At 71.6% G+C, this 20,464-nt stretch carries 16 protein-coding genes; 6 read left to right on the forward strand and 10 right to left on the reverse strand.

The features are described 5' to 3' along the window. Positions 1 to 128 precede the first annotated feature (128 nt). Positions 129 to 2,981: a glycoside hydrolase family 48 protein gene (locus J2S66_RS16705; RefSeq protein ID WP_310308016.1), complete on the reverse strand. Its 2,853-nt coding sequence runs from the start codon at positions 2,979 to 2,981 to the stop codon at positions 129 to 131. Between the two features lie 208 nt (positions 2,982 to 3,189). Next, complete coding sequence (locus J2S66_RS16710) at positions 3,190 to 5,877, reverse strand: glycoside hydrolase family 9 protein (protein ID WP_310308017.1); 2,688 nt, start codon at positions 5,875 to 5,877, stop codon at positions 3,190 to 3,192. A gap of 613 nt (positions 5,878 to 6,490) precedes the next feature. On the opposite strand from J2S66_RS16710, the gene J2S66_RS16715 reads away from it, so the two are divergent. The 3 genes from J2S66_RS16715 (at position 6,491) to J2S66_RS16725 (ending at position 8,599) form a co-directional block, all read left to right on the forward strand. Beyond that, positions 6,491 to 7,915 carry a glycoside hydrolase family 6 protein gene (locus tag J2S66_RS16715; RefSeq protein ID WP_310308018.1) on the forward strand — a complete coding sequence of 475 codons (1,425 nt, stop codon included), beginning with the start codon at positions 6,491 to 6,493 and terminating at the stop codon, positions 7,913 to 7,915. A gap of 85 nt (positions 7,916 to 8,000) precedes the next feature. Then, on the forward strand, positions 8,001 to 8,228 hold the full coding sequence (locus J2S66_RS16720) for a hypothetical protein (RefSeq protein WP_310308019.1): 228 nt from the start codon (positions 8,001 to 8,003) through the stop codon (positions 8,226 to 8,228). Next, positions 8,225 to 8,599 (forward strand): YchJ family protein, encoded by a 375-nt coding sequence (locus J2S66_RS16725; protein WP_310308020.1) that lies wholly within the window; start codon positions 8,225 to 8,227, stop codon positions 8,597 to 8,599. Before J2S66_RS16720 ends, J2S66_RS16725 begins: the two co-directional genes overlap by 4 nt. Before the next feature lie 22 nt (positions 8,600 to 8,621). On the opposite strand, the gene J2S66_RS16730 is transcribed toward J2S66_RS16725, so the two are convergent. From J2S66_RS16730 to J2S66_RS16755, 6 genes are read right to left on the reverse strand one after another with little or no spacing between them, the layout of a single operon-like run. Further along, positions 8,622 to 9,716, reverse strand: coding sequence for an MCE family protein (locus J2S66_RS16730; protein WP_310308021.1), 1,095 nt, complete (start codon positions 9,714 to 9,716; stop codon positions 8,622 to 8,624). Next, positions 9,713 to 10,681 carry an MCE family protein gene (locus tag J2S66_RS16735; protein WP_310308022.1) on the reverse strand — a complete coding sequence of 323 codons (969 nt, stop codon included), beginning with the start codon at positions 10,679 to 10,681 and terminating at the stop codon, positions 9,713 to 9,715. The genes J2S66_RS16730 and J2S66_RS16735 overlap by 4 nt, the downstream gene beginning before the upstream one ends. Further along, a complete protein-coding gene (locus tag J2S66_RS16740) occupies positions 10,678 to 11,685 on the reverse strand; it encodes an MCE family protein (protein ID WP_310308023.1) in 1,008 nt (335 codons plus the stop codon). Before J2S66_RS16740 ends, J2S66_RS16735 begins: the two co-directional genes overlap by 4 nt. After that, entirely contained in the window at positions 11,685 to 12,650 is a 966-nt protein-coding gene (locus J2S66_RS16745) for an MCE family protein (protein WP_310308024.1), read from the reverse strand. The genes J2S66_RS16740 and J2S66_RS16745 overlap by 1 nt, the downstream gene beginning before the upstream one ends. Then, on the reverse strand, positions 12,647 to 13,663 hold the full coding sequence (locus J2S66_RS16750; protein WP_306750920.1) for an MCE family protein: 1,017 nt from the start codon (positions 13,661 to 13,663) through the stop codon (positions 12,647 to 12,649). Before J2S66_RS16750 ends, J2S66_RS16745 begins: the two co-directional genes overlap by 4 nt. Next, positions 13,660 to 14,733 (reverse strand): MCE family protein, encoded by a 1,074-nt coding sequence (locus J2S66_RS16755; RefSeq protein ID WP_310308026.1) that lies wholly within the window; start codon positions 14,731 to 14,733, stop codon positions 13,660 to 13,662. Before J2S66_RS16755 ends, J2S66_RS16750 begins: the two co-directional genes overlap by 4 nt. 384 nt (positions 14,734 to 15,117) lie before the next feature. Here J2S66_RS16755 and J2S66_RS16760 point away from each other — a divergent pair, with 384 nt between their 5' ends. Beyond that, positions 15,118 to 16,350 (forward strand): PucR family transcriptional regulator, encoded by a 1,233-nt coding sequence (locus J2S66_RS16760; protein ID WP_310308027.1) that lies wholly within the window; start codon positions 15,118 to 15,120, stop codon positions 16,348 to 16,350. On the opposite strand, the gene J2S66_RS16765 is transcribed toward J2S66_RS16760, so the two are convergent. Beyond that, positions 16,328 to 16,948 carry a hypothetical protein gene (locus tag J2S66_RS16765; protein WP_310308028.1) on the reverse strand — a complete coding sequence of 207 codons (621 nt, stop codon included), beginning with the start codon at positions 16,946 to 16,948 and terminating at the stop codon, positions 16,328 to 16,330. The two genes, J2S66_RS16760 and J2S66_RS16765, sit on opposite strands and share 23 nt — an antisense overlap. Positions 16,949 to 17,177: 229 nt before the next feature. On the opposite strand from J2S66_RS16765, the gene J2S66_RS16770 reads away from it, so the two are divergent. Together J2S66_RS16770 and J2S66_RS16775 are read left to right on the forward strand one after the other, a co-directional pair. Beyond that, complete coding sequence (locus J2S66_RS16770) at positions 17,178 to 18,398, forward strand: DUF6801 domain-containing protein (protein ID WP_310308029.1); 1,221 nt, start codon at positions 17,178 to 17,180, stop codon at positions 18,396 to 18,398. Between the two features lie 72 nt (positions 18,399 to 18,470). Beyond that, the gene (locus tag J2S66_RS16775; protein WP_310308030.1) at positions 18,471 to 19,601 is read left to right on the forward strand and encodes a DUF6801 domain-containing protein; all 1,131 of its coding nucleotides are present in this window, start codon (positions 18,471 to 18,473) and stop codon (positions 19,599 to 19,601) included. Between the two features lie 54 nt (positions 19,602 to 19,655). On the opposite strand, the gene J2S66_RS16780 is transcribed toward J2S66_RS16775, so the two are convergent. After that, the gene (locus tag J2S66_RS16780; protein WP_310308031.1) at positions 19,656 to 20,369 is read right to left on the reverse strand and encodes a hypothetical protein; all 714 of its coding nucleotides are present in this window, start codon (positions 20,367 to 20,369) and stop codon (positions 19,656 to 19,658) included. Between the last annotated feature and the right edge of the window lie 95 nt (positions 20,370 to 20,464).

The raw sequence follows: 20,464 nt of genomic DNA on the forward strand, positions 1-20,464 counted from the left end.
TTCGCGAATGTTTCGATTCGAGGGGTTCGAATCGAATGCGTTCGACATTTGAGACGCGATGTCGTGACCACGCCGAACACCCCCCTCACCACGTCGTGAGGGGGGTGACGGCGACCTTCGGTTGGGTCCTACCCGAACAGCTCCACGTGCAGCTGGAACGCCGTGGCGATCTCAGCCTGCGCCCAGAACCGGTGGTAGGTGAAGGTCGGCGCGGGGCCGCCGTCCAGGTAGGCCTGGACCTTCGGCCAGTCCGGGTCCTGCTTGAACATGGACCGGATGTCGGTGAACGAGACGCCCGGTCGGATCTGGTCACCGTTGGGCATGGTGCCCGACCAGCCCGTCGGGACGTACGGGCCCTCGCGCGTCGACGTGTTGTAGGTGTCGTCGAAGCGGTTGTAGTCCGCCCGCGTCTCGGGCACCGCGATGCCCTTGTCGTCCTGGTGCGCCAGCAGCGCCGTCAGGAGGCCCTCACCGACGGTCTTCGCCTGGGCGTTGCCCGACTCGGCCGCGTAGTTGAGGAGCGTCTTGGCGTAGGACGCGGCGATGCCGACGTCCTGGCTGTGGTTGAGCACCCGCACGCGCAGGTTGGCGTTGGCGCCCGGGTTGGTGGCGTTCCAGTTGTCCGGCGCGCCGGTCCACTCCAGGTCGGACGGGATCTGGAACGCCCCGTTCGCACCGACGGTGGTGTTCGCGATGGCCCAGGGGACCCACTTGTCGAGGATCTTCTTGGCCGCCGCGTTGCCCGTCATCTCGTACAGGGCGGCGGTGCGCTCCATCTGCCACGCCTGGAAGCCGAACCAGCGGTTCGACGGCGGGTCGCGCCACACCGGGTGGGCGTCGTAGAACATGCCGTAGAAGGTCGGCGTGCCGGCCGGGGGCTGGCCGTACGAGCCTTCCCACGTGTTCGTGACACCGCCGGCGATGCCGCCGTCGGCCGACTGGAGCCACTGCAGCATCTCCAGCTGGCGGGTCATCGAGGTGGCCCAGTCCTGCTGGCCGGTCGCCGACTTCGGCTTCAGGGCCGGCACGTTCGCCAGCGCGTAGGCCGCCAGGGGGTTCTGGTAACCCTGGTGCGAGGCGCCGGAACCGATGCGCCACGCCCAACCGGCGGACGTGTCGGTGGCGCCGCCCCACGCGTAGTACCAGGACATCAGGTAGTGCGCGCTGTCCTTGCCGGTGCCACCGGGGCAGGTGGTCGGGCTGGTGCAGTTGCCGATCTTCTTGAAGTACTTGTCGAACATGGCGTAGCGGAGGTAGTCGCCCATCTTGGCCGCCTTCGCGACCTCCGGGGCGATCTCGCTGCCCTTGCCCTGCTCGGTCGCCCACTCCTGCGCCAGCAGCGCCACCTGCACCGCACGCGCGTCGGCGTCCGGGGCGTTGGTGTACTTGTACTGCTTGGCGTAGCTCGCGTCCTTGGTGAACAGGTCGAGGTAGCCGTTGGGGCCACCGTGCGCGAACGTGTCGCAGGACGGCTGCGGGATGGTCTCCCACACCGACTCCGACGAGCCGCGCTGGTAGGTGTTGATGTACGCGGGGGCCGCGTCGGACTCGTCGCCGCACCGGCCGAAGCCGTAGGTGTTGTCGACGTCGATCAGCCAGTGCATGCCGTAGATGTCGTCGGTCCCGTAGGCCGACTTCAGCTCGGCCGCGATCGGGTCGCGGCCCACCGGCGCGTTGCTGTCGAGCTGGGACGGGTACTGGTCCATCCGCGGGTGCTCGGGGGCGTACGTCGCCGGCTTGGACGCGTCGTACTTGTTGTTCGTCGGCTGGTCGGCCGTCGCCGGGATGATGTACTTCTCCATCGAGGCCCAGGCCTTCTTGAACGAGGCCCACTCACCCGTGATCCGGGCGTAGCTGGCCTCCAGCCACAGGTAGTAGCTGAACGCCTCGGACGTGGTCTGGTGACCGTGGTCCGGCGCCTCGACCATCAGCGTCTCGATCGAGTGGTACGGGACCTTCAGGCCGTCCGGGAACGTCCGGAAGTAGCCGCTGGACGGGTCGTGGATCTTCGCGTACAGGTCGAGGAACGCCTGCTCGAAGTCCGACGCGGAGCCGTCGACCTCGCGCACCTCGACCGTGGCCGGGGCGATGCCGGTGGAGCTGACCGTGAACGTGGCCGTGCCCAGGGCGCCGCCGTTGTCCGCCGAGGTGACCGTGACGTTCTGCTTGGTCGCCCAGTTCGACGGGGTGAAGGTCAGCGACGCGGGACCGGCCGTGAGGTCGGTGCTGCCCGCGGAGCGCGAGACCGCCACCGTGACGTTGGCCGTCGGCGCGGTCGCCAGCGACACGCCGAACGTGCCGGTGTTGCCCTGCCGGACGCTCAGCGAGTTCGGGCTGACCTGGACCGCCTGGCCCGCGAGGACCCGGATGCCCACGGCGGTCGACGTGCCGACCCCGCCCTTGTCGTCGGTGGCCCGGGCGGTGATGGCGTGCTCGCCTACCGCGGCACCGGTCCACGAGCCCGTGAAGGGCGCCGAGGTGTCGGTCGCGACGACCACGCCGTCCGCCAGGAAGTCCACCTTGGCGACGCTGCCGTCGGTGTCGGCCGCGGTCGCGGCCATCGCGATCGCCGCGCCGCTCTGGAACGCCTGGCCCGCCGTCGGCGAGGTCAGCGACACGCTCGGCGCGGTGTTCGGGCCGGTGCAGGGCGTGCCGTTGAGCGCGAAGTCGGTCGGCGGGTTGTTGCTGCCGGTCCACGAGCCGTTGAAGCCGACCGTGGTCTGCGCGCCGGACGCGAGGTTGGGCGACCAGGTCGGAGCGGCCACGGTGACCACCGAGCCGCTCTGGCTGAACGTGCCGCTCCACCCCTGCTGGACGCGCTGTCCGTTCGGGAAGGTCCACGTGAGGCGCCAGTTGTTGACCGCGTCACCCTGGTTGCGGATGGCCACGCTGGCGCCGAAGCCGCCCTGCCACTGGTTCGTGACCTGGTAGTTGACCGTGCACGTCACGGCCGCGTTCGCCACGGGGGCGACGAACGGCATAACACCCGCGGCGGTCGCTGCCGCGGCTATCAGCGCGAGCGGTCCGGTGCGCAACCGTCCCGCTCTGGTGCGGTACCTCATGCGTCCTCCTCCTGCACGGATCAGCCGTTGACCCGCGAGCTTCCAAAAAGGCGGCGGTGTGGGGCGGGAGCTGGGTTCGGCACGGGACGCCTGGGCGCGCAGAACGCCCCGTGCCGGGTCTGCGGGCCTAGGGTTCGACGCCCCAGGCGAGGGTGGTGCCGGTGTAGGCGGTCACCCGGTCGAAGTCGGCCAGCGCGGTGGTGGCGCGATAGCTGTGGTCGTTCGACTGGTCGAACGGCGACCAGTCGGACTTGGCCACCCTCAGCTGGACGTCACCGGTGCTCGCGCCCGGCGCGAGGGACCCCGCGCCGAAGGTGACCTGGAGGTAGGAGTCCGCGCCGGTCCGGGCGGTCGGGAGCGTGACGACGGTGGCGCGCACGTTCGCGCAGCCGACCACCGCCCAGTCGCAGAACACCTGGTGGTTCGCGGTGGCGCCGTCCCGGGTGAACCAGTACCGCAGGGTGACCGTCGACCGGTCGACCGCCGTGGTCCCCCGGTTGACGGCGGCGAGCGTGACGCCGATCTGGTTGACGCTCGTGCCACCGCCGCCGCGCTGCTGGGCGACCACCGAGCCGGTGGGGCCGGTGTCGGCGGATCGGGTCCGGAAGGTCACGACCGCGCCGGTCGCGGACGTGTTGCCCGCGCCGTCGCGGGCCCGGACGGCGAACGAGTAGGCGGTGTCCGGGCTGAGCCCGGTGAGCTGGAACGCCGGGGTGGCCGGGGCACCTGCGATCGTGCCGTCCGCCCGGAGCACGTCGTAGCCGACCACCCCGACGTTGTCGGTGGACGTCGCCCAGCGCAGCGTCGCGCCGCTGCCGGTGACGTCGGAGACGGTGAGTCCGCTGGGGACGGTGGGCGCCTCGCGGTCCACCACCGCCGGGCCGGGCTCGCGGCCCCAGAGCACCGCGCCGTCCTGCACCAAGGTGAGGCGGTCGGTCTGCGCGACGGTGTTGCCGGAACCCAGTCCCTCGTGGGACCAGTCGTCGGCGGGGTCCCAGGTCCCCGTGCTGGTGATGCGGAACTGCACCTCGTGCCGGTGCGCGGACTGCCCGCCCGGGTACACGCCGGGGCACGGCACGTCCACGTAGTACACCCGGCCGCTGTGCTGCCGGGGGGCGCTCGGCGTGCCGCACTGGTTGTAGTTGGTGGTGACGGTGATCTGGTCGGGCGTCGTCGCGCCGTCGAGGGTGAAGTAGTAGCGCAGCGAGCCGGTGAACGCCCGGGCCGGCCACGCGGACTTGTTGAGGATGAACGACTTCACCTCGGTGAAGCCGGGCGCGCTCTGGTTGACCGACGCCTGCACCGTCAGCTCCGGGCCGTCGGGGGTCTCGGCGACCGGGAAGTCCGCGAGCGGCGTGCCGCCGTACTCGGCGTGGAGGCGGGCGAGCGCGCCGGTGAAGCCCGCGTTGTAGTCCAGCGCGACCTCGTTGGCGATGTAGTCGGTGCGGTCGTCGGTGTGGGCGTCGTTGTTCGTGCTCGGGCCGCCGACCAGCGCGCCGTACAGGACGTGCCTGCTGGTGGCGGGTTCCCGCATGGTGTCGGCCCACGCGCCGTGCGCGGTGCGGTGGTGCGGGTTGCGCGGCGGGTTCGCGCCGAAGCCGACGACGAAGCTGGACTTGCGCGGGTTGTCGCCGAGCGCGTAGTTCACCTGCCGAACGCCGAAGTCGTGGTAGGTGGTGGCGCGCGCCGGGTCGGTGGCGCGCAGCCAGTCGGCGTGCGTCAGCGCGACGAACGCGGTGTTGGCGGCGTAGCGCAGCGAGCCCCAGGTGTCGAGCACGGCCTGGCCGCCGGGCGAGTACCGGACCCGGTTGCCCTGGTACCCGGTGGTCCAGTAGTCGAGCCAGCGGTTCGTGTCGTCCACGTACTGCTGCTCGCCGGTCAGCTTCGCCATCAGCGCGTAGGCGCCGTAGGACTTGTCGTCCCAGGCGATCGTCCACCGGTAGGACCGGGTCGTGCTCTGCGGTTCGGTGGACAGCTTCGGGTACTCGGCCTTGGCCTTGGCCAGGTAGGCCGCGTCACCGGTGGCGCGGTGCAGCCAGATGGCGCCCCACACCAGCTCGTCCTGGTAGCCGCTGTGGGAGTTGTAGAACTTCGCCGCGTCGGTGATGCAGGAGCTGTACTTGCCGCGGTGGGTGTCGGCGAAGGAGTACAGCTGCCTGGCGTGCGCCAGCAGGGTGTCCGCGTAGGTCGGATCGGACCGCCGGAAGACCATGGACGAGGCGGCCATCGCGGCGGCGTACTCGCCCGCGAGGTCCGAGCCGGGGCAGGACGCGTCGACCTTGTAGGACGGGCGGGCCATCTGCATGACCTCGGCGGCGCCCCACCACTTGTGGTCGTCGTCGCCCGCGCCGACCTGCCCGTACACGACGTTCGGGCTCGGGTGCGCCTTGATGATCCAGTCGGTGCCCCACTTGAGGTTCGCGAGGAGGTGCCGGAGCTGGCCCGAGTCCTCGTAGGCGCCCCGGTTCTCCACCGCGCCCCACGCGAGCATGGTCATGCTCGCCGCGAACGGCAGGCCGAACTTGACGTGGTCGCCCGCGTCGTAGAAGCCGCCGGACAGGTCGAGGCCGACGTCGGCGCCGTCGCTCAGCGCCGAGCCGCCGCGCCAGTTCACCCGGTTGTCGGCCGGCAGGTCGCCGGATCGCTGCGCGTCGTAGAACCAGATCGACTTCTGGAGTGCTTCGCCGTAGTTGAACGCGGGCGCGGCGTCGGCCTGGGCAGGGGCCTGTGCCGACGCCTGGATCTGGGTCGGGGTCACGGCGCTGACCAGCACGGTGAGCGTGCCGATCAGCACTCCGGACATGCGTCGTCGCATGCGGTTCCTCCGAGGGGGCAGGGCGGTGGAGGTTCTGGGAGCGCTCCCAGTGCGGGACTGTAACGGCATAGAAACACCGTGAAAAGAGGGTTCGACCACAAACCCTTGACAAGTTGACCTGGCAAGGTCTCGCTTGGTGGGCCAAACGTCCGCCACCGATGGACCGGATGCCGCAAGGCGCCCCCTCGACGTCGGAGAGTCACCTCCCCCCGCCCTCGCCTGCCGCCACTGCGACCAACACGGCGCCGGAGATGTCCGATTTTCGGGCACGTCCGACCCGAACGGCCGCAAACCCGATCGTCCCACCGGCGTAATTCGACAGATTTTCGACATCAACTTCACAGTCGACGCAATGCTTGCGGCACTCACTCGATCAGAGCAACGCACGGTAAAACTGGTCACCGAGGGTGTCGAACGTGGCGATCCCCAGCAGGTCGGGCCGATTGAGATGCGCCTCAACAGGGCTTTGCGCACGCACCGTGAGCAACCGGGTGGACACCCTCGCGTCACGCCCCCTTTTCCGCACGGTTTCGGAGTGGCTACAGTCCTGCCACCTGGGAGCGCTCCCAGTCCGGTCAGACCCCCGTTGCACCGACGCTGCGAGGACCTGCTGATGCACTCTCCCCAAGCACTCGGCCCCGACCGCGAGGGCCACCGCGCGCACTCCACGAGCAGGCTGGCCGCCGCGACGGCGTTGTCCGGCGCACTGGTCGCGAGCGCGGTGGCGCTCGTGCTCGGCGGCGGTGCGACCAGCGCCCAGGCCGCCGACTCCGCGTTCTATGTCGCGCCCGACACCTCCGCGGCGCGGTGGGTGGCGCAGAACCCGGGCGACTCGCGGGCGGCGGTGATCCGCGACCGGATCGCCAACGTGCCGCAGGCGCGCTGGTACACCACGACCAACACCTCGCAGGTCCGGGCGCAGGTCGACTCGTTCGTCGGCGCGGCGGCGGCGGCCGGGAAGATCCCGATCATGGTCGTCTACAACATCCCGAACCGCGACTGCGGTGGCGCCAGCGGTGGCGGCGCGCCGTCGCACCAGGCGTACCGGGCGTGGGTGGACGAGGTCGCGGCCGGTCTCGCCGGGCGCCCGGCGGCGATCATCCTGGAGCCCGACGTGCTGCCGATCATGAGCAGCTGCCAGAGCGAGGGCCAGCAGAACGAGACCAAGGCGTCGATGGCCTACGCGGGCAAGAAGCTCAAGTCCGGGTCGTCGCAGGCGAAGGTGTACTTCGACATCGGCCACTCGGCGTGGCTCACGCCGGCCGAGGCGGCGAACCGGCTGCGCGGGGCGGACATCGCCAACAGCGCCGACGGCATCGCCACGAACGTGTCGAACTACCGGTACACCCGGGACGAGGTCGCGTTCGCCAAGGCGGTGCTGAACAACCTGGGCGACAGCAGGTTCAAGGCCGTCGTCGACACCAGCCGCAACGGCAACGGGCCGCTGGGCAGCGAGTGGTGCGACCCGGCCGGGCGCGCCATCGGCACGCCCAGCACCACCGACACCGGCGACGCGCAGATCGCCGCGTTCCTGTGGGTCAAGCTGCCCGGCGAGGCGGACGGCTGCATCGCCGGCGCGGGCCAGTTCGTGCCGCAGCGCGCGTACGAGATGGCGATGGCCGCGGGCCCGACCAGCACCACCACGAGCACGTCCACCACCACCAGCACCACCACTACGACCACGACCACTACGACGAGCACGACGACGACCACCACGCCACCCGCGGGGACCGGGTGCCGGGTGAGCCATCGCGTGATCAACCAGTGGTCCGGCGGTTACAGCGGCGAGATCGTCATCGAGAACCGGGGTGCTTCGATCGACTCCTGGACGCTGACGTTCTCCGCACCCGGTGTGACCGTTTCCCAGGGCTGGAACGGGACGTGGACCGACACGGGCGACACCGTGCGCGTCGTCAACGCGTCCTGGAACGGCAGGCTCGCCACCGGCGGTACCGCGACCGTCGGGTACAACGCGAGCTTCAGCGGCGGCACCCCACCGTTCTCTTCTCCCACTGTGAACGGTGCGGCGTGCGCCTGATGCCGTGACAGCCCGCACCGGAGCGGCCCGCTTCCCCGACCTCGGCAGTCGTCGGGAGGCGGGCCGCTCCTTATACCCTGGGCAGGTGACCGAACCGATGCCCGCCGAGGCCCTCGCCGCGCTGGCCGACGACCCGAGCCCGGACATCCGCGCGAACCTGCTCCTGCGCGCCGACACGCCCGCCGAGCTGCGCTACCAGGTGCACGCGGCGCTCGCCGCCGAGGCCGCCGCCGGCGACCGCGCGGCGGAGAACGCCCTGGCGTGGGTGCGCCTCTCCCGGTCCGGTCGCACCGCCTGCGACGGTCCCGAATGAGCACCCCGTGCCCGTGCGGGCTGGGCGACCCGTACGAGCACTGCTGCGGCCCGTTCCACGAGGGCCGGAAGAAGCCGCCGACCGCGGAGGCCCTCATGCGGTCGCGCTACAGCGCGTTCGCCGTGGGCGATGAGGACTACCTGCTCGCCACCTGGCACCCCACCACCCGGCCGGCGTCGCTGGAGCTGGACCCGGAGCAGCGCTGGAACCGCCTGGAGGTGCTGGGCCGCACCGGCGGCACGCTGTTCCAGACGACGGGCACCGTGGAGTTCCGCGCCCACTGCCGGGTGCGCGGCGGGCGGGACGTGCTGCACGAGAACAGCCGCTTCGTCCGCGAGGACGGCGTGTGGCTGTACGTCAGCCCGGTCTGACCGGCGGCCCCGGTCCGGCGGGTCAGCGGGGCGCGTTCTGCGAGCCCCGCACGCCGGTGGCCGAGCCGCGGGGCAGGGCGCAGGTCGCCCCCGTGTTGAACTCACCCGCCGAGGTGTCGAGGCCGGTCTTCTTCCGCGTGCCCTCGTAGCCCGCGTGGCATGGCGGGGGGTCGAAGAAGGTCAGGGCCAGGCCGAACGACGCCTGGCCGCCGCGCACCGCCGACGCGCCCACCGAGACGGCGTCCGGCACGGTCACCAGCACCTCCTCCAGCTGGCCCTGGCGGGTGACCAGGACGTCCGCGGTGGTCAGGAGGTTGGACAGCAGCACGCCGAGGTTCGGCCCCGAGTCGCGCAGCAGGGCGCTGACCTCGGTGGCGGCTCCCGGTGCGGCGGCGATGACGCGTCTCAGGTCCCCGTCGGAGGCGCGCAGGCGCTCGGCGACCAGCAGGGCGCTGTCGGCGAACGAGTCGATCGCCGCCGAGTGGTCGAGCTGGGTCTGGAGCACGGTCGCCGAGTCGTTCAGCAGCCGCGTGGTCTGCGGCAGGTGCTCCCCCGCCGTCTCGATGAACCGCGTGGTGGCGTCGAGCAGCACCTGGAGGTCCGGGCCGGTGCCGCGCAGGGCCTGGTCGAGTTCGTCGACGACGGTGCGCAGCGAGTCCACCGGCACGGAGCGGGCCAGTTCGTCCAGGTCGGTCAGCACCTTCTCGACGGGCAGGGGCAGCGTGGTCCGCGACTCGGGGATGACCGAGCCGTCCACCAGGTACGGCCCGTCCGCGCCGCGCGGCCGCAGGTCCACGTACTGCTCGCCGACCGCCGACCGGTTGGCCACCACGGCCTCCAGGTCGGCCGGTATCGGCGGCGCGCCCGCCGTGATGCGCAGCTCGACCTCGACCCGGCGGTCGACCAGCCGGATCGGGCCGACCCGGCCGACGGGGACGCCCCGGTAGGTCACCTCGCCGCCGGTGAACAGGCCGCCGGTGCGGGCCAGCTCCACGCGCACCGCGTACCCGTCGTCCACGACGACCAGCCCGGCGTACTCCGCGCCGACGTAGCTGACGCCGAGCAGCGCGATGACGGTGAACAGCGCGATCCGCACGCGCACCCGGCGGGTGGTCATCGACGTCCTCCGGGTTTCAGCGTGAGGTAGGTGTTGAGGTAGTCGCCCTTGATGCCGTCGAGGACGGCGTCGGTGAACGGGAAGGTGAGCAGCAGTTCGAGGGACTGCGGCAGGTCCTGGCCGGCTTCGGCGAGCGTGCGCAGCGTCGGCTCCAGGGCCTTCAGGTCGGCGACCAGGTCCTCGCGGCTGCGGTCGACCACGTCGGTCGCGACCGAGGACAGCCGGTCCAGCGAGTCGAGCAGGCCGACGAGCCGACCGCGCTGCTCGTGCAGCACCTTCAGGCCGGGTTCCAGCCCGTCGAGCACCTCGCCGATGTCGGCCTTGCGGGACTCCAGGGACGACGCGAGCCGATCCATGCCGTCGAGCGCGCGGGTGATCTCGTCCTTGTGCCCGTCGAGCGCGCCCACGAAACCGTCCACCGTGGACAGCAGCGACCGGGCGGCGGCCTCGTTGCCGGACAGCGCCGCGCCCAGCTCCCGGGAGATGTCCTGGATCTGCCCGATGCCGCCGCCGTTGAGCAGCATGGACAGCGCGCCGAACACCTCCTCCACCTCGGGGTTGCGGTTGGTCCGGGTCACCGGGATGACCGCGCCGTCCACCAGGGGCGTCGCCGAGCGCTGCGCCGGCGGGGCCAGCTCCACGTACTTCTCGCCCAGCAGGCTGGACTGGCGCAGCCGGGCCAGGGCGTTCGAGGGCAGCAGCACGTCGCCGCGCACGGCCACCCGCACGAGGGCCGTGGAGCCGTCCTCGGACAGCCCGATGTCCTCGACCTTGCCGACCGCGACGTCGTCCACCTTCACCCCGGCGTGCGGCACGAGGTCGAGCACGTCGTCGAACTCCACGACCACCCGGTAGGGCCGGTCACCGAGGTCCGCGCCGCCGGGCAGCGGCAGGTCGTAGGCGCTCGGCATGGTCGAGCAGCCGGTGAGGACCAGCACGCAGGCCACCGCGAGGAGCCGCTTCACCGCGCACCCCCCGGCACGCTCAGCAGGTCGGCGACGAACTCGTTGAGGTTGGCGCGCGCGTTGAGCGTGCCGGTCGCCGGGTCGTAGGCGCCGACCACGTTGTGCAGCGCGACCGGGGCCACGTCGAGCACCTCGGCGAGCGACTGCTGCTGCCGCACCAGGGAACCGGTGAGCACGGCGAGGTCGTCCACACCGGACCGGACCCGCTCGCGGTTGTCGCGCACGAAGGTCCGCACCTGCTCCAGCGCGCCCGCCAGCTCGCCCAGCGCCGTGCCCAGGTCGTCGCGCTCGGCGGCGAAGAACCCGGACACGTCGGCGAGCTGGTCGGCGAGCCTGCCCACCTGCTCGTCGTCGGCGGCGAGCATCCCGGTGAACGCCTGGAGGTTGTCCACCGTGCCGAAGAGGTCCTCGCGGGACCCGGCGAGCGTCCTGGCCGCGTCGGCGAGCCGCCGGATCGACTCGCCGAGCGGGCCACCGGTGCCGTCGAGGTTCGCCGCGCCGGTGCGCAGCAGGTCGGACAGCGCGCCCTGGCGGTTGGCGCCGTTCGGGCCGAGCGCGGTGAGCAGGCTGTCGAGACTGGCGTAGAGCTCGTCCAGCTCGACCGTGCCCGCGGTGCGCGCGCTGGTGATCACCGCGCCGGGCGCCATCCGGTCGCCGCCGGTGTAGACGGGGGTGAGCTGCACGTACCGGTCGGCGACGATGGTGGGCGAGACGACGACGGCGCGGGCGTCGGCGGGCACGTCCACGCCGTGGTCCAGCTCCAGGTCGACCCGGACGGAGCCGCCCTCGGGCAGCACGCCGACGACCTGTCCGACGCGCACGCCGAGGACGCGCACGTCGGAGCCCTCGTAGACGCCGACCGCGGCGGTGAAGTAGGCCGTGACGCGGGTCGCGGCGGGGCGCAGGAAGACCCACCACGCGGCGACCACCGCCACGAGCACCAGCACGAGGGCCTGGGCGAGCCCGACGACCACGCGCCGGCGGTTCCTGGTCCGGACGAACATCAGCGGCCTCCCGGTGCGCAGTCGCGCCCGCCACCGGGCTGCGCGACCAGCCCGCACACGTACGCGTCGACCCACTCGCCGTTGCCGAGCGCGTTGTTGAGCACGCGGTAGTACGGTCCGGCGAGCGCGAGCCCCCGTTCCAGCGCCTCCTGGTTGTCCCGCAGCACGTCGGTGACGCGTTCGAGCTGTTCGAGGGCGGGCCGCAGCTGCTCGGAGTTGTCCGCGACGAGGCCGGAGAGCTGCCGGGACATCTCGCGCGTGCCGTCGAGCAGCTTCGCGATGGCGTCGCGGCGGTGGCCGACCTCCTCCAGCAGCAGGTTGCCGTCGGTGATGAGCGCGGCGAAGTCGGTGGTGCGGTCGGCGAGCGCCCCGGTGACCTTGTTCGCGCCCGCGACCAGCGACGCGAGCTGCTCGTCGCGGCTGGAGATGGTCCTGGACAGCGCCGACAGGCCGTCGAGCGCCTGCCTCACGTGCTCCGGCGAGTCGCGGAAGGTGTCGCTGAGCACCTGGAAGCTCCGCGCCAGCTGGTCGGTGTCGATCTCGGTGAGGGTGGTGGACAGCCCGTTGAACGCGTCGACGACGTCGTAGGGCGAGGTGGTGCGCTCCAGCGGGATGGTCTCCGTGAGCGGGTCGCGGCCCTCGGGGTCGAGGGCCAGGTACTTCTGCCCGAGCAGGGTCTTGATGCGGATCTCGGCGCGGCTGCGGTCGCCCAGCTCGACGCCGGACACCCGGAACGCCACCCGCACGCGGCCGTCGTGCAGCCCGACGTCGGTCACCGCGCCGACCTTCAGGCCGGCCACCCGGACCTCGTCGTCCACGCGCAGGCCGGCCGCCTCGGCGAAGTCGGCGGTGTGCTCCCGTCCGCCGCCGAAGAACGGCAGGTCCTCCAGGAAGAAGGCGAGCGTGGCGGCGAGGGCGACGACCAGGAGCCCGACGGCCCCGAGCAGCGCCGGTCTGCGCGTCATCGGCGGCACCTCGATTCGGTGACCGGGAGGCCGACCGGCGCCCCACCGGGTGCGGGCTCCGCCTCGGACGAGGCGTAGCAGAGGTAGAAGTTCAGCCACGAGCCGTAGGAGGCGGTGCGGCCGATCGCGTCGAACTTGACGGGCAGGTTGCGCACGAACGGCTCCAGCTCCGGCGCGTCGCCGAGGTTGCCGGCGAGCAGGCCGAGGGCGGCGATGTCGTCCTTGAGCGGTTGGCGGCCCTGCTCCAGCAGGGCCGCGGTGCTGTCGCTCAGGGCGGCCAGGCCGGTGATGGCGTTGCCGATGGGTTCGCGGTCGGCGGCGAACCCGGACACGAGCTGCCGCAGGGACGTCAGCAGCGAGCCGAACCGGTCGTCGCGCGAGTTCACCGTCTCCAGCACCGCGTTGAGGTTCGCGACGACGTCGCCGATCACCTCGTCCTTGGCGGCGAGGGTGGTGGTGAGCGACGCGGTGTGGGCCAGGAGGCTCTCGACCGTGCCGCCCTCGCCCTGGAGGACCTGGACGATCTCGTGGGACAGCGTGTTGACGTCCTCCGGGTTCAGCGCCTGGAACAAGGGCTTGAACCCGTTGAACAGGGTGGTGAGGTCGAGGGCGGGCACGGTGCGCTCGACCGGGATGAGCCCGCCGCGCGGCAGCGCCTCGCCCATCCGGCCGGCGGGCTGCTCCAGCGCGACGTACCGCTGGCCGACCAGGTTGCGGTACTTGATGGTGGCGGTGACGTCGGCGGACAGGGTCCGGCCGTCGGCGACCGAGAAGCCGACGTCGACCAGCTCGCCGTCCACCAGGGTCAGGGACTCCACCTGGCCGACCTTCACCCCGGACATCCGCACGTCGTCGCCCTCGGTCAGGGCGGTGACGTCGGTGAACCGGGCGGTGTAGTCGGTGGTGGAGCCGACCCGGCTGCCCGCGATGGTGGCCGCGAGGAACCCGGTGGCGGCGACCGTGACGACGACGAACACGAGGAACTTGGTCAGCGGCGCGGCGGTGTCCCTCACCGGACCCCCATCAGCAGGCCGGCCCAGCCCGGCACCCGGTCGGGCGCGACGGCGTTGACCGGTCCGGCCGGGCAGTGCGGCGCGCCGCCCCGGCGCAGGACCGGGTCGTCGCGGCCCGGCACGTAGCCCTCGCCCGGCGGCACCACGGTGACCTCGGCGTGCACGCCCGGCTGGTCGGTGCCCTTGCCCAGGACCTCGTCCACGCGCGGGCGCATCGCGTTGACCGCGCTCAGCACGCACGGGAACTCGGGCGAGTAGGTGGCGAGCAGCTCGACGGTGGGCCGCGACCGGTCGGCGAGCCCGACGACGACCTCGCCGTTGTCGCGCAGGAAACCGGTCAGGTCGGCCGAGGCGGTGGTGAGGCTGCTGTAGACGGCGTCCAGGTCGGCGCGCTGCTCGGCGAGCGTGCGGCTGACCGCGGTCGCGTCCTTCAGCGCCCGCACGAGGTCGGGTCCGGCGTCGGCGTAGACACCGGTGACGTCGGCGAACTTCGCGATGTCCGCCGTGAGGACGGGCAGTTGCGGGTTGAGCTCGCGCAGGTAGGCGTCGAGCTTCACGATCGTCCGCCCCAGGGTCTCGCCCCGGCCCTCCAGCGCCCGCGCCATCGAGGTGAGCGCGGAGGCGAGCTTGTCCGGCCGCACCGCCTGGAGCGTGGGCAGCAGGTCGGTGAGCACCCGTTCCAGCTCGATCGCGGCGGAGGTGCGGTCCTGCTCGATGACGTCACCCTCGGCGATCGGGCCGCTCGGGTCGTCGGGCGCCTCCAGGCTGACGAAGCGCTCGCCGAACAGCGTCTTCGGCAGCAGGCGGGCCGACACGTTGGCCGGGATGAGGTCCACCTGGTCGGGGCGCAGTGCCAGTTCGACCTCGGCGCCGTCACCGCGGGACCGGATGGCGCGCACCTCGCCCACGAGCACGCCGAGCAGCTTCACGTCCGACTCGGACTGGAGCTGGTTGCCCACGTGGTCGGTGCGCAGCAGAACGGTCACCCGAGGGGTGAAGGCCTTCTGGTAGGTGGCGACCGACAACCCGCACAACGCCACCAGGAGAGCGGCGAAGAGTAGCCCCGACAAGCGCCGTCGCAATGCCACGAGTATTCTCCGGAAAGGGATTGGTGCAGGTTTCCCAGTTACCTGTTACCGGCGAGTACGTTACTCACCGGCTCCGTCGTGCACAAGCATTCGAATTGCTTGTCACAGGCGTGACAAAAAGTCTTTCCGGAACACTCACCTGGATACAAAAAGCCGGGCCGGCACTGGCGTCCCGACGGACGTTGCGGCTACCAATGTCCCCACCGTCGACGAATCGGAGGTGACCGCGTGGGCCGGTTGGAGCACCGCGCCCGATGTCGCACTGGGCCGCCCCGGTACCTGGCCACCGTGCCTGTTGACAGGTTTTCATGATCAAAAATACAGTGTTCGGAATCACACCCAATCGTTTGGTGGTGGGCGAACAGCATGAACAGAACCGGAGAACTCACGGCCCCCGAGTTACCACTCATCGGCAACTCGGACCTCTGGGAGCAGTTGCCCGCCGACCTCGCGCCGAAGTTCCGCGCGCGGGCCGGTGACGTCGCCGTCGACATGGTCCGGGAGATCCAGCACCAGATAGCCGAGTACTCCCAGAAGTTGGAGGGCATGTTCGGCCAGGTGGTGGTGGAGGGCGTGGAGCAGGCGATCCACCAGTTCATCGACCGGATGGTCGACCCGACCGCCGAGCGGGAGGACCGCGCCAAGCTGTTCCGGCTGCTCGGCAAGCTGGAGGTCAGCGCGGGCCGCAGCCTCGACCTGCTCCAGACCGCCTACCGGATCGGCGCGCGCGTGGCGTGGCGGCGCATCTCGGAGTTCGGCCAGACGGAGCGGGTGCCGCTGGCGACGATGTGCCTGATCGCCGAGGCGATCTTCGCCTACATCGACGAGCTGTCGCTGCGCTCGATGGAGGGCTACGCCGAGGCGCAGGCCCGGCACGCGGGCGCGTTGCAGCGCCGGCGCAAGCGGCTGCTGGAGCTGATCCTCGGCGAACCCGGTTACCACCCGAACGCGCTGGCCGACCTCGCCGAGGCCGCGCACTGGCCGTTGCCGGAGAAGGTGCTGGTGGTGGCGCTGGAACGGCGCACCGACCAGCACCAGCTGCCGATACCGGTGCTGCACGAGGACATCCTGATGGACCTGGAGGGCGGTGAGCCGTGCCTGCTGCTCACCGACCCCGAGCGGCAACTGGTCGCGCTGGAGCACAAGCTCGGCGGGTGGCGGGCGGCGGTGGGTCCGGTCGTGCCGCTGGCGTCGGCCCGCCAGTCACTGCGCTGGGCCCGGCGCACGATCACGCTCATCCAGTCGGGCGTGATCCCGGACAAGCCGATGGTGGACACCGGCGAGCACCTGTCCACGCTGCTGCTGCTCGCCGACGAGGACCTGGTGCACGAGCTGGTGAAGCGGGCGCTGGCGCCGCTGGAGGGGTTGACGGCCAAGCAGCAGCAGCGGATGCGGGAGACGATGACCGCGTGGGTCGAGACCCGGGGCAGCGCGCCGGAGGTCGCGTCCAGCCTCGCCGTGCACCCGCAGACCGTGCGCTACCGGTTGCGGCAGTTGGAGGAGCTGTTCGGGGAGAAGCTGCACGACCCGGACGCGCTGTTCGACATGGGCATCGCCCTGCGGGCGCTGCGGCTGCTCACAGCTGGGCCGTCAGCGTGAGGTCGAGGAGGTTGTCCGGTCCGGAGACGAGACCGGTCATCAGCGGGTCGAGGTCCTCGCGCCCCCGGCAGCCGCCGAAGGGCGGGATCGTGTAGACGGCCTTCATCCTGATCACGTGGAGGTCGAACGGGCCGGCGAGGTCGACCCCCGCGGGCGCGGTGGTCTCGCACGCCTGCCCCACGTCGAGCGGCTGCGAGTCCACCGCGACCTCGCCGAGCCTGATCGTCAGGTCGGAGTGCGCCGTGATCTCGCCCTCCCGGATGTGGCCGGTGACCTTGCCGACCGGGACGAGGTCGGTGCGCGCGGTGTTCGGCACGAAGCCGAACACGATGAAGTAGCCGTAGGCGGGCGGTAGCCACAGGTCGCCGACGATCGTGCCCTCGACCAGGTCGATCTCGGCCACCAGGGTGCCGGGACCGATGACGAGGTCCGAGCCGAGCCGGGCGATCCGGCTCACCGCGTCCACGCGGTAGGTGATCGTGATGCCCGCCGCGCGCGCCGGGGCGGGCGGCTCGGGCCGGCGCACCACCCAGGCGGGCCCGGGCAGGGCGCCGAGCAGGGCGGCGACCGCCGCGAGGACCACCACCGCGCTTCTCACGAACACCTCCGCTCTTTCTCCGCAAAGTACTTCCGCCACTTCCCGGACACAAGCCCCGGAAGTGATTTGTCATGCGGGTGACAAACTCCTCCGCAGTTTTTATACCCTTTCTGACACTGTGCGAGAAATGCTCGGACAATGCTTGCAGAGGGTGTCACCCCAAAGCTAGTTTACCGACCAGTAGCCATGCGATTCGTGTTTTCGCACTGCTCTCGACGAGGAGAAGCACATGCTGAAACGGACTGGTCGGACGGCGGTCGGCGGACTCGCGGTCGCGGCGGCGGTGGTCGGCTCCGTCGCGTTCGCGGGCGTCGGGGCCGGTCAGGCCGCCGAGGCGAGCCTGACCCTGGTCTACAGCTGTCCGTTCCCGCTGATCGGCACGCAGGACATGAGCGTGAAGATCGACGTGGCCGACCTGCCGGACTCGGCGGTGGTCGGCGTGGAGACGCCGGCGACGCGGGTCACCGCGACCGCGACCGTGCCGCCGACGGCGACGCAGGGCCTGGCGCTGGTGGGCGCGGCGACCGTGGAGGGCACCGCGAAGGCGCAGACCACGATCGACAACGCGGGCACGCCGCTGGAGATCGTGCCCGACCTGGTGGTGGCCAGGACGAACGTGCCCGCCTCCGGGGCGTTCGACACCGTGGCGACCGGCAGCACCCCGCCGGTGACCTTCGCCAACGCGGGCCGCACGACCATCTCGATCGGGAACTTCAGCACCACCCTGAGGCCGCTCAAGGCCGACGGCACCGAGACCGGCCTGGGCACGTTCACGTCGGACTGCACGCTCAAGCCGGGCCAGACCACCCTGCTCCACGAGTTCACCGTCGCCCCCGCGACCGACCCCACCACGACCACCACCACCACCACCACCACCACGACGACCACCACCACGGTTGAGCCGACGACCACGACGACGACCACGGCCCCGCCGAACGAGCCGCTGGAGATCACCTACGACGTCACCGGCAAGTCGACCATCAAGAAGCTCGGCTCGGACCTGCCGCTCGGACCGGGCACCCTGGCCACCGAGGTCGACCTGCTCGGCGGCACGTTCGCCGGGGACCTCGCGCTGCCGGACGCCCGGGGCAACTTCACGCTGTTCGGCCTCGTGCCCACCACGGCGACCGTGCGACTGGTCCCGCAGGGCAGGACCACCGGCACCATCACGGCCGGCGCGGTGACCGCGCGGACCACCGCCGGCATCCGGCTGACCGACGTCCGGGTCCTGGGCATCCAGGTCGTGAAGCCGACCGACCGGTGCGCCACGGTGACGCCGAGCGTCATCGACCTCCTCTCCAAGCCCGGTTTCGACCCGCTGAACGGCGGCGGGCTCACCGGCACCTACTCGATCGCGAGGTTCGAGGGCTGCGGCCTGGTGACGCCGGTCGTCAACATCAGCATCCCCGGTTCCGGCAACACGCTCGACCTGACCATCGCCAGGAAGTGACCCCCACCCCCACCCGGCGGGTCGGCGCGCACGCGCCGGCCCGCCCGGGTCGTTCCCAGGAGAGAACCTGACATGAGAGTGCGACACCGGGTGGCCGCGGCGGGCCTCAGCGCGGTCGTGGTCGGCGGCTCGGCGCTGCTCGGCGCGGGCGTCGGCAGCGCCGCGACGGCGGAGCTGACACTGGTCTACAACTGTCCGTTCCCGCTGATCGGCGCGCAGGACATGAGCGTGCGGATCGTCGTGGAGGACCTGCCCGACAACCCCGCGGTCGGCGAGGAGACACCCGCGACGCGGGTCACCGCGACCGCCACCGTGCCGGACCTGGCCACGCAGGGCCTGGCGCTGGTGGGCGCGGCGACCGTGGCGGGTACCGCGAAGGCGCGGACCACGATCGACAACGCGGGCTCCACCATCGACATCGTGCCGGACCTGGTCGTGGCCAGGACGGACGTGCCCCCCTCCGGGCCGTTCGACACCATCGCGACCGGCAGCACCCCGCCGGTGACCTTCCCCAACGCGGGCCGCACGACCATCACGATCGGCGACTTCGAGACGACCCTGACACCGCTCAGGGCCGACGGCACCGAGACTGGCCTGGGCACGTTCACCTCGCCGTGCACGCTCAACCCCGGCCAGGACACGCTGCTGCACGAGTTCACCGTCCGGCCGAACACACCGACCACGACCACCACGACCACCACGACCACCACGACGACCGACCCCACGACGACCACCACGGACCCGACCACGACGACGACGGACCCGACGACCACCACGGACCCGACCACCACGGACCCGACGACCACCGACCCGACCACGACGACGGACCCGACCACCACCGACCCGACGACCACGACCACGACCACCGAGCCCACCACCAGCACGACCACCACGACCCGGCCGACGACCACCACCACGACCACCACGACGTCGGGCGTCACCACGACGACCACCGGTGGGGCGACCACCACCACGTCGCCGACCACCACCGACCCGACGACCACCACCACCGCGTCGTCGTCGACCAGCAGCACCACGACCACGACGACCGAGCCGGTCGCACCCCCGCCCGCGCCGGGCGGCGGCGGCAAGCTCGCCTACACCGGCACGTCGGTCCGCGGACCCCTGGTCCTCGGCGGCGGCCTGCTCGCCCTGGGCGCCGGCGCCCTGCTCTACCTGCGCCACACGCGCCGCCGCACCTGATCCGGACGCGCGGAGGGGGCCGGTCCGCGGACCGGCCCCCTCCGCGCGGGTCCGCTAACCGGACAGGGACGGCAACTGGCCGATCTGCTCCGGCGTGGGCGGCGCGATGTCGACCGGCGCGCCCCAGTCGCGGTAGTTCGCCACGACGTTCACCGCGTTCCCGCCCTCGACCGGCGTGCTCACCTGGGTCTTCACCGGCAGGTCGTGGTCGTCCACCCACAGCGTGAGCACCGAGGCACGGCCGTCGACGGTCACGTGGGCGGTGTACCGGACGGTCTTCCTGCCGGACAGCTCCTCCTCCGCCTTCGCCACGATCTCCGCGCCCTCCGGCAACGCCTTGCGGATGTCGGCGGTGTCGCGGATGTGCACGGCCACGCCCGCCATCGCCCGCCCCAGCGCGTTCTCCGGGTCGTCCGGGTCGAGCTTGAGCCACGGCTTGTCCGGCTGCGGCGCCTGGCCCTCCGGGATGCGCACGAAGATGCCCTCCGGCACCATCACGTACGCGACCTCCTCGGCGCCCGCGGTGGAGATCCGGCAGGAGGCCGCGAAGTCGTCGGTGCGCAGCCCGCAACTGCCCCTGCCGTTGGTGGCGAGGTCCAGGTCGACGGTCACCCAGCCCTTGGCCTCGGCGGCGACCTTGCTGGCCTCGCCCAGCGCCTGCGGCGTGTCGAACGCCCTCATGGTGGGCGCCGGCTCACCGGTGCACGCGGAAAGCGCGGCGGTGGCCGCGGCGGCGCAACCCACCAGGGCGACACGGTTCTTGCGCATGCTCCTCCTCGGGCCGGTAATGGGTAAATCGCCTTTCCGTAGACACTGTAACCAGCACGAGAAGATCCTGAAACGCCCGATTCCCGGCTGTTGCC

The sequence above is a fragment of the Saccharothrix longispora genome (genome assembly GCF_031455225.1).
GTDB classification, from domain to species: Bacteria; Actinomycetota; Actinomycetes; order Mycobacteriales; family Pseudonocardiaceae; genus Actinosynnema; species Actinosynnema longispora.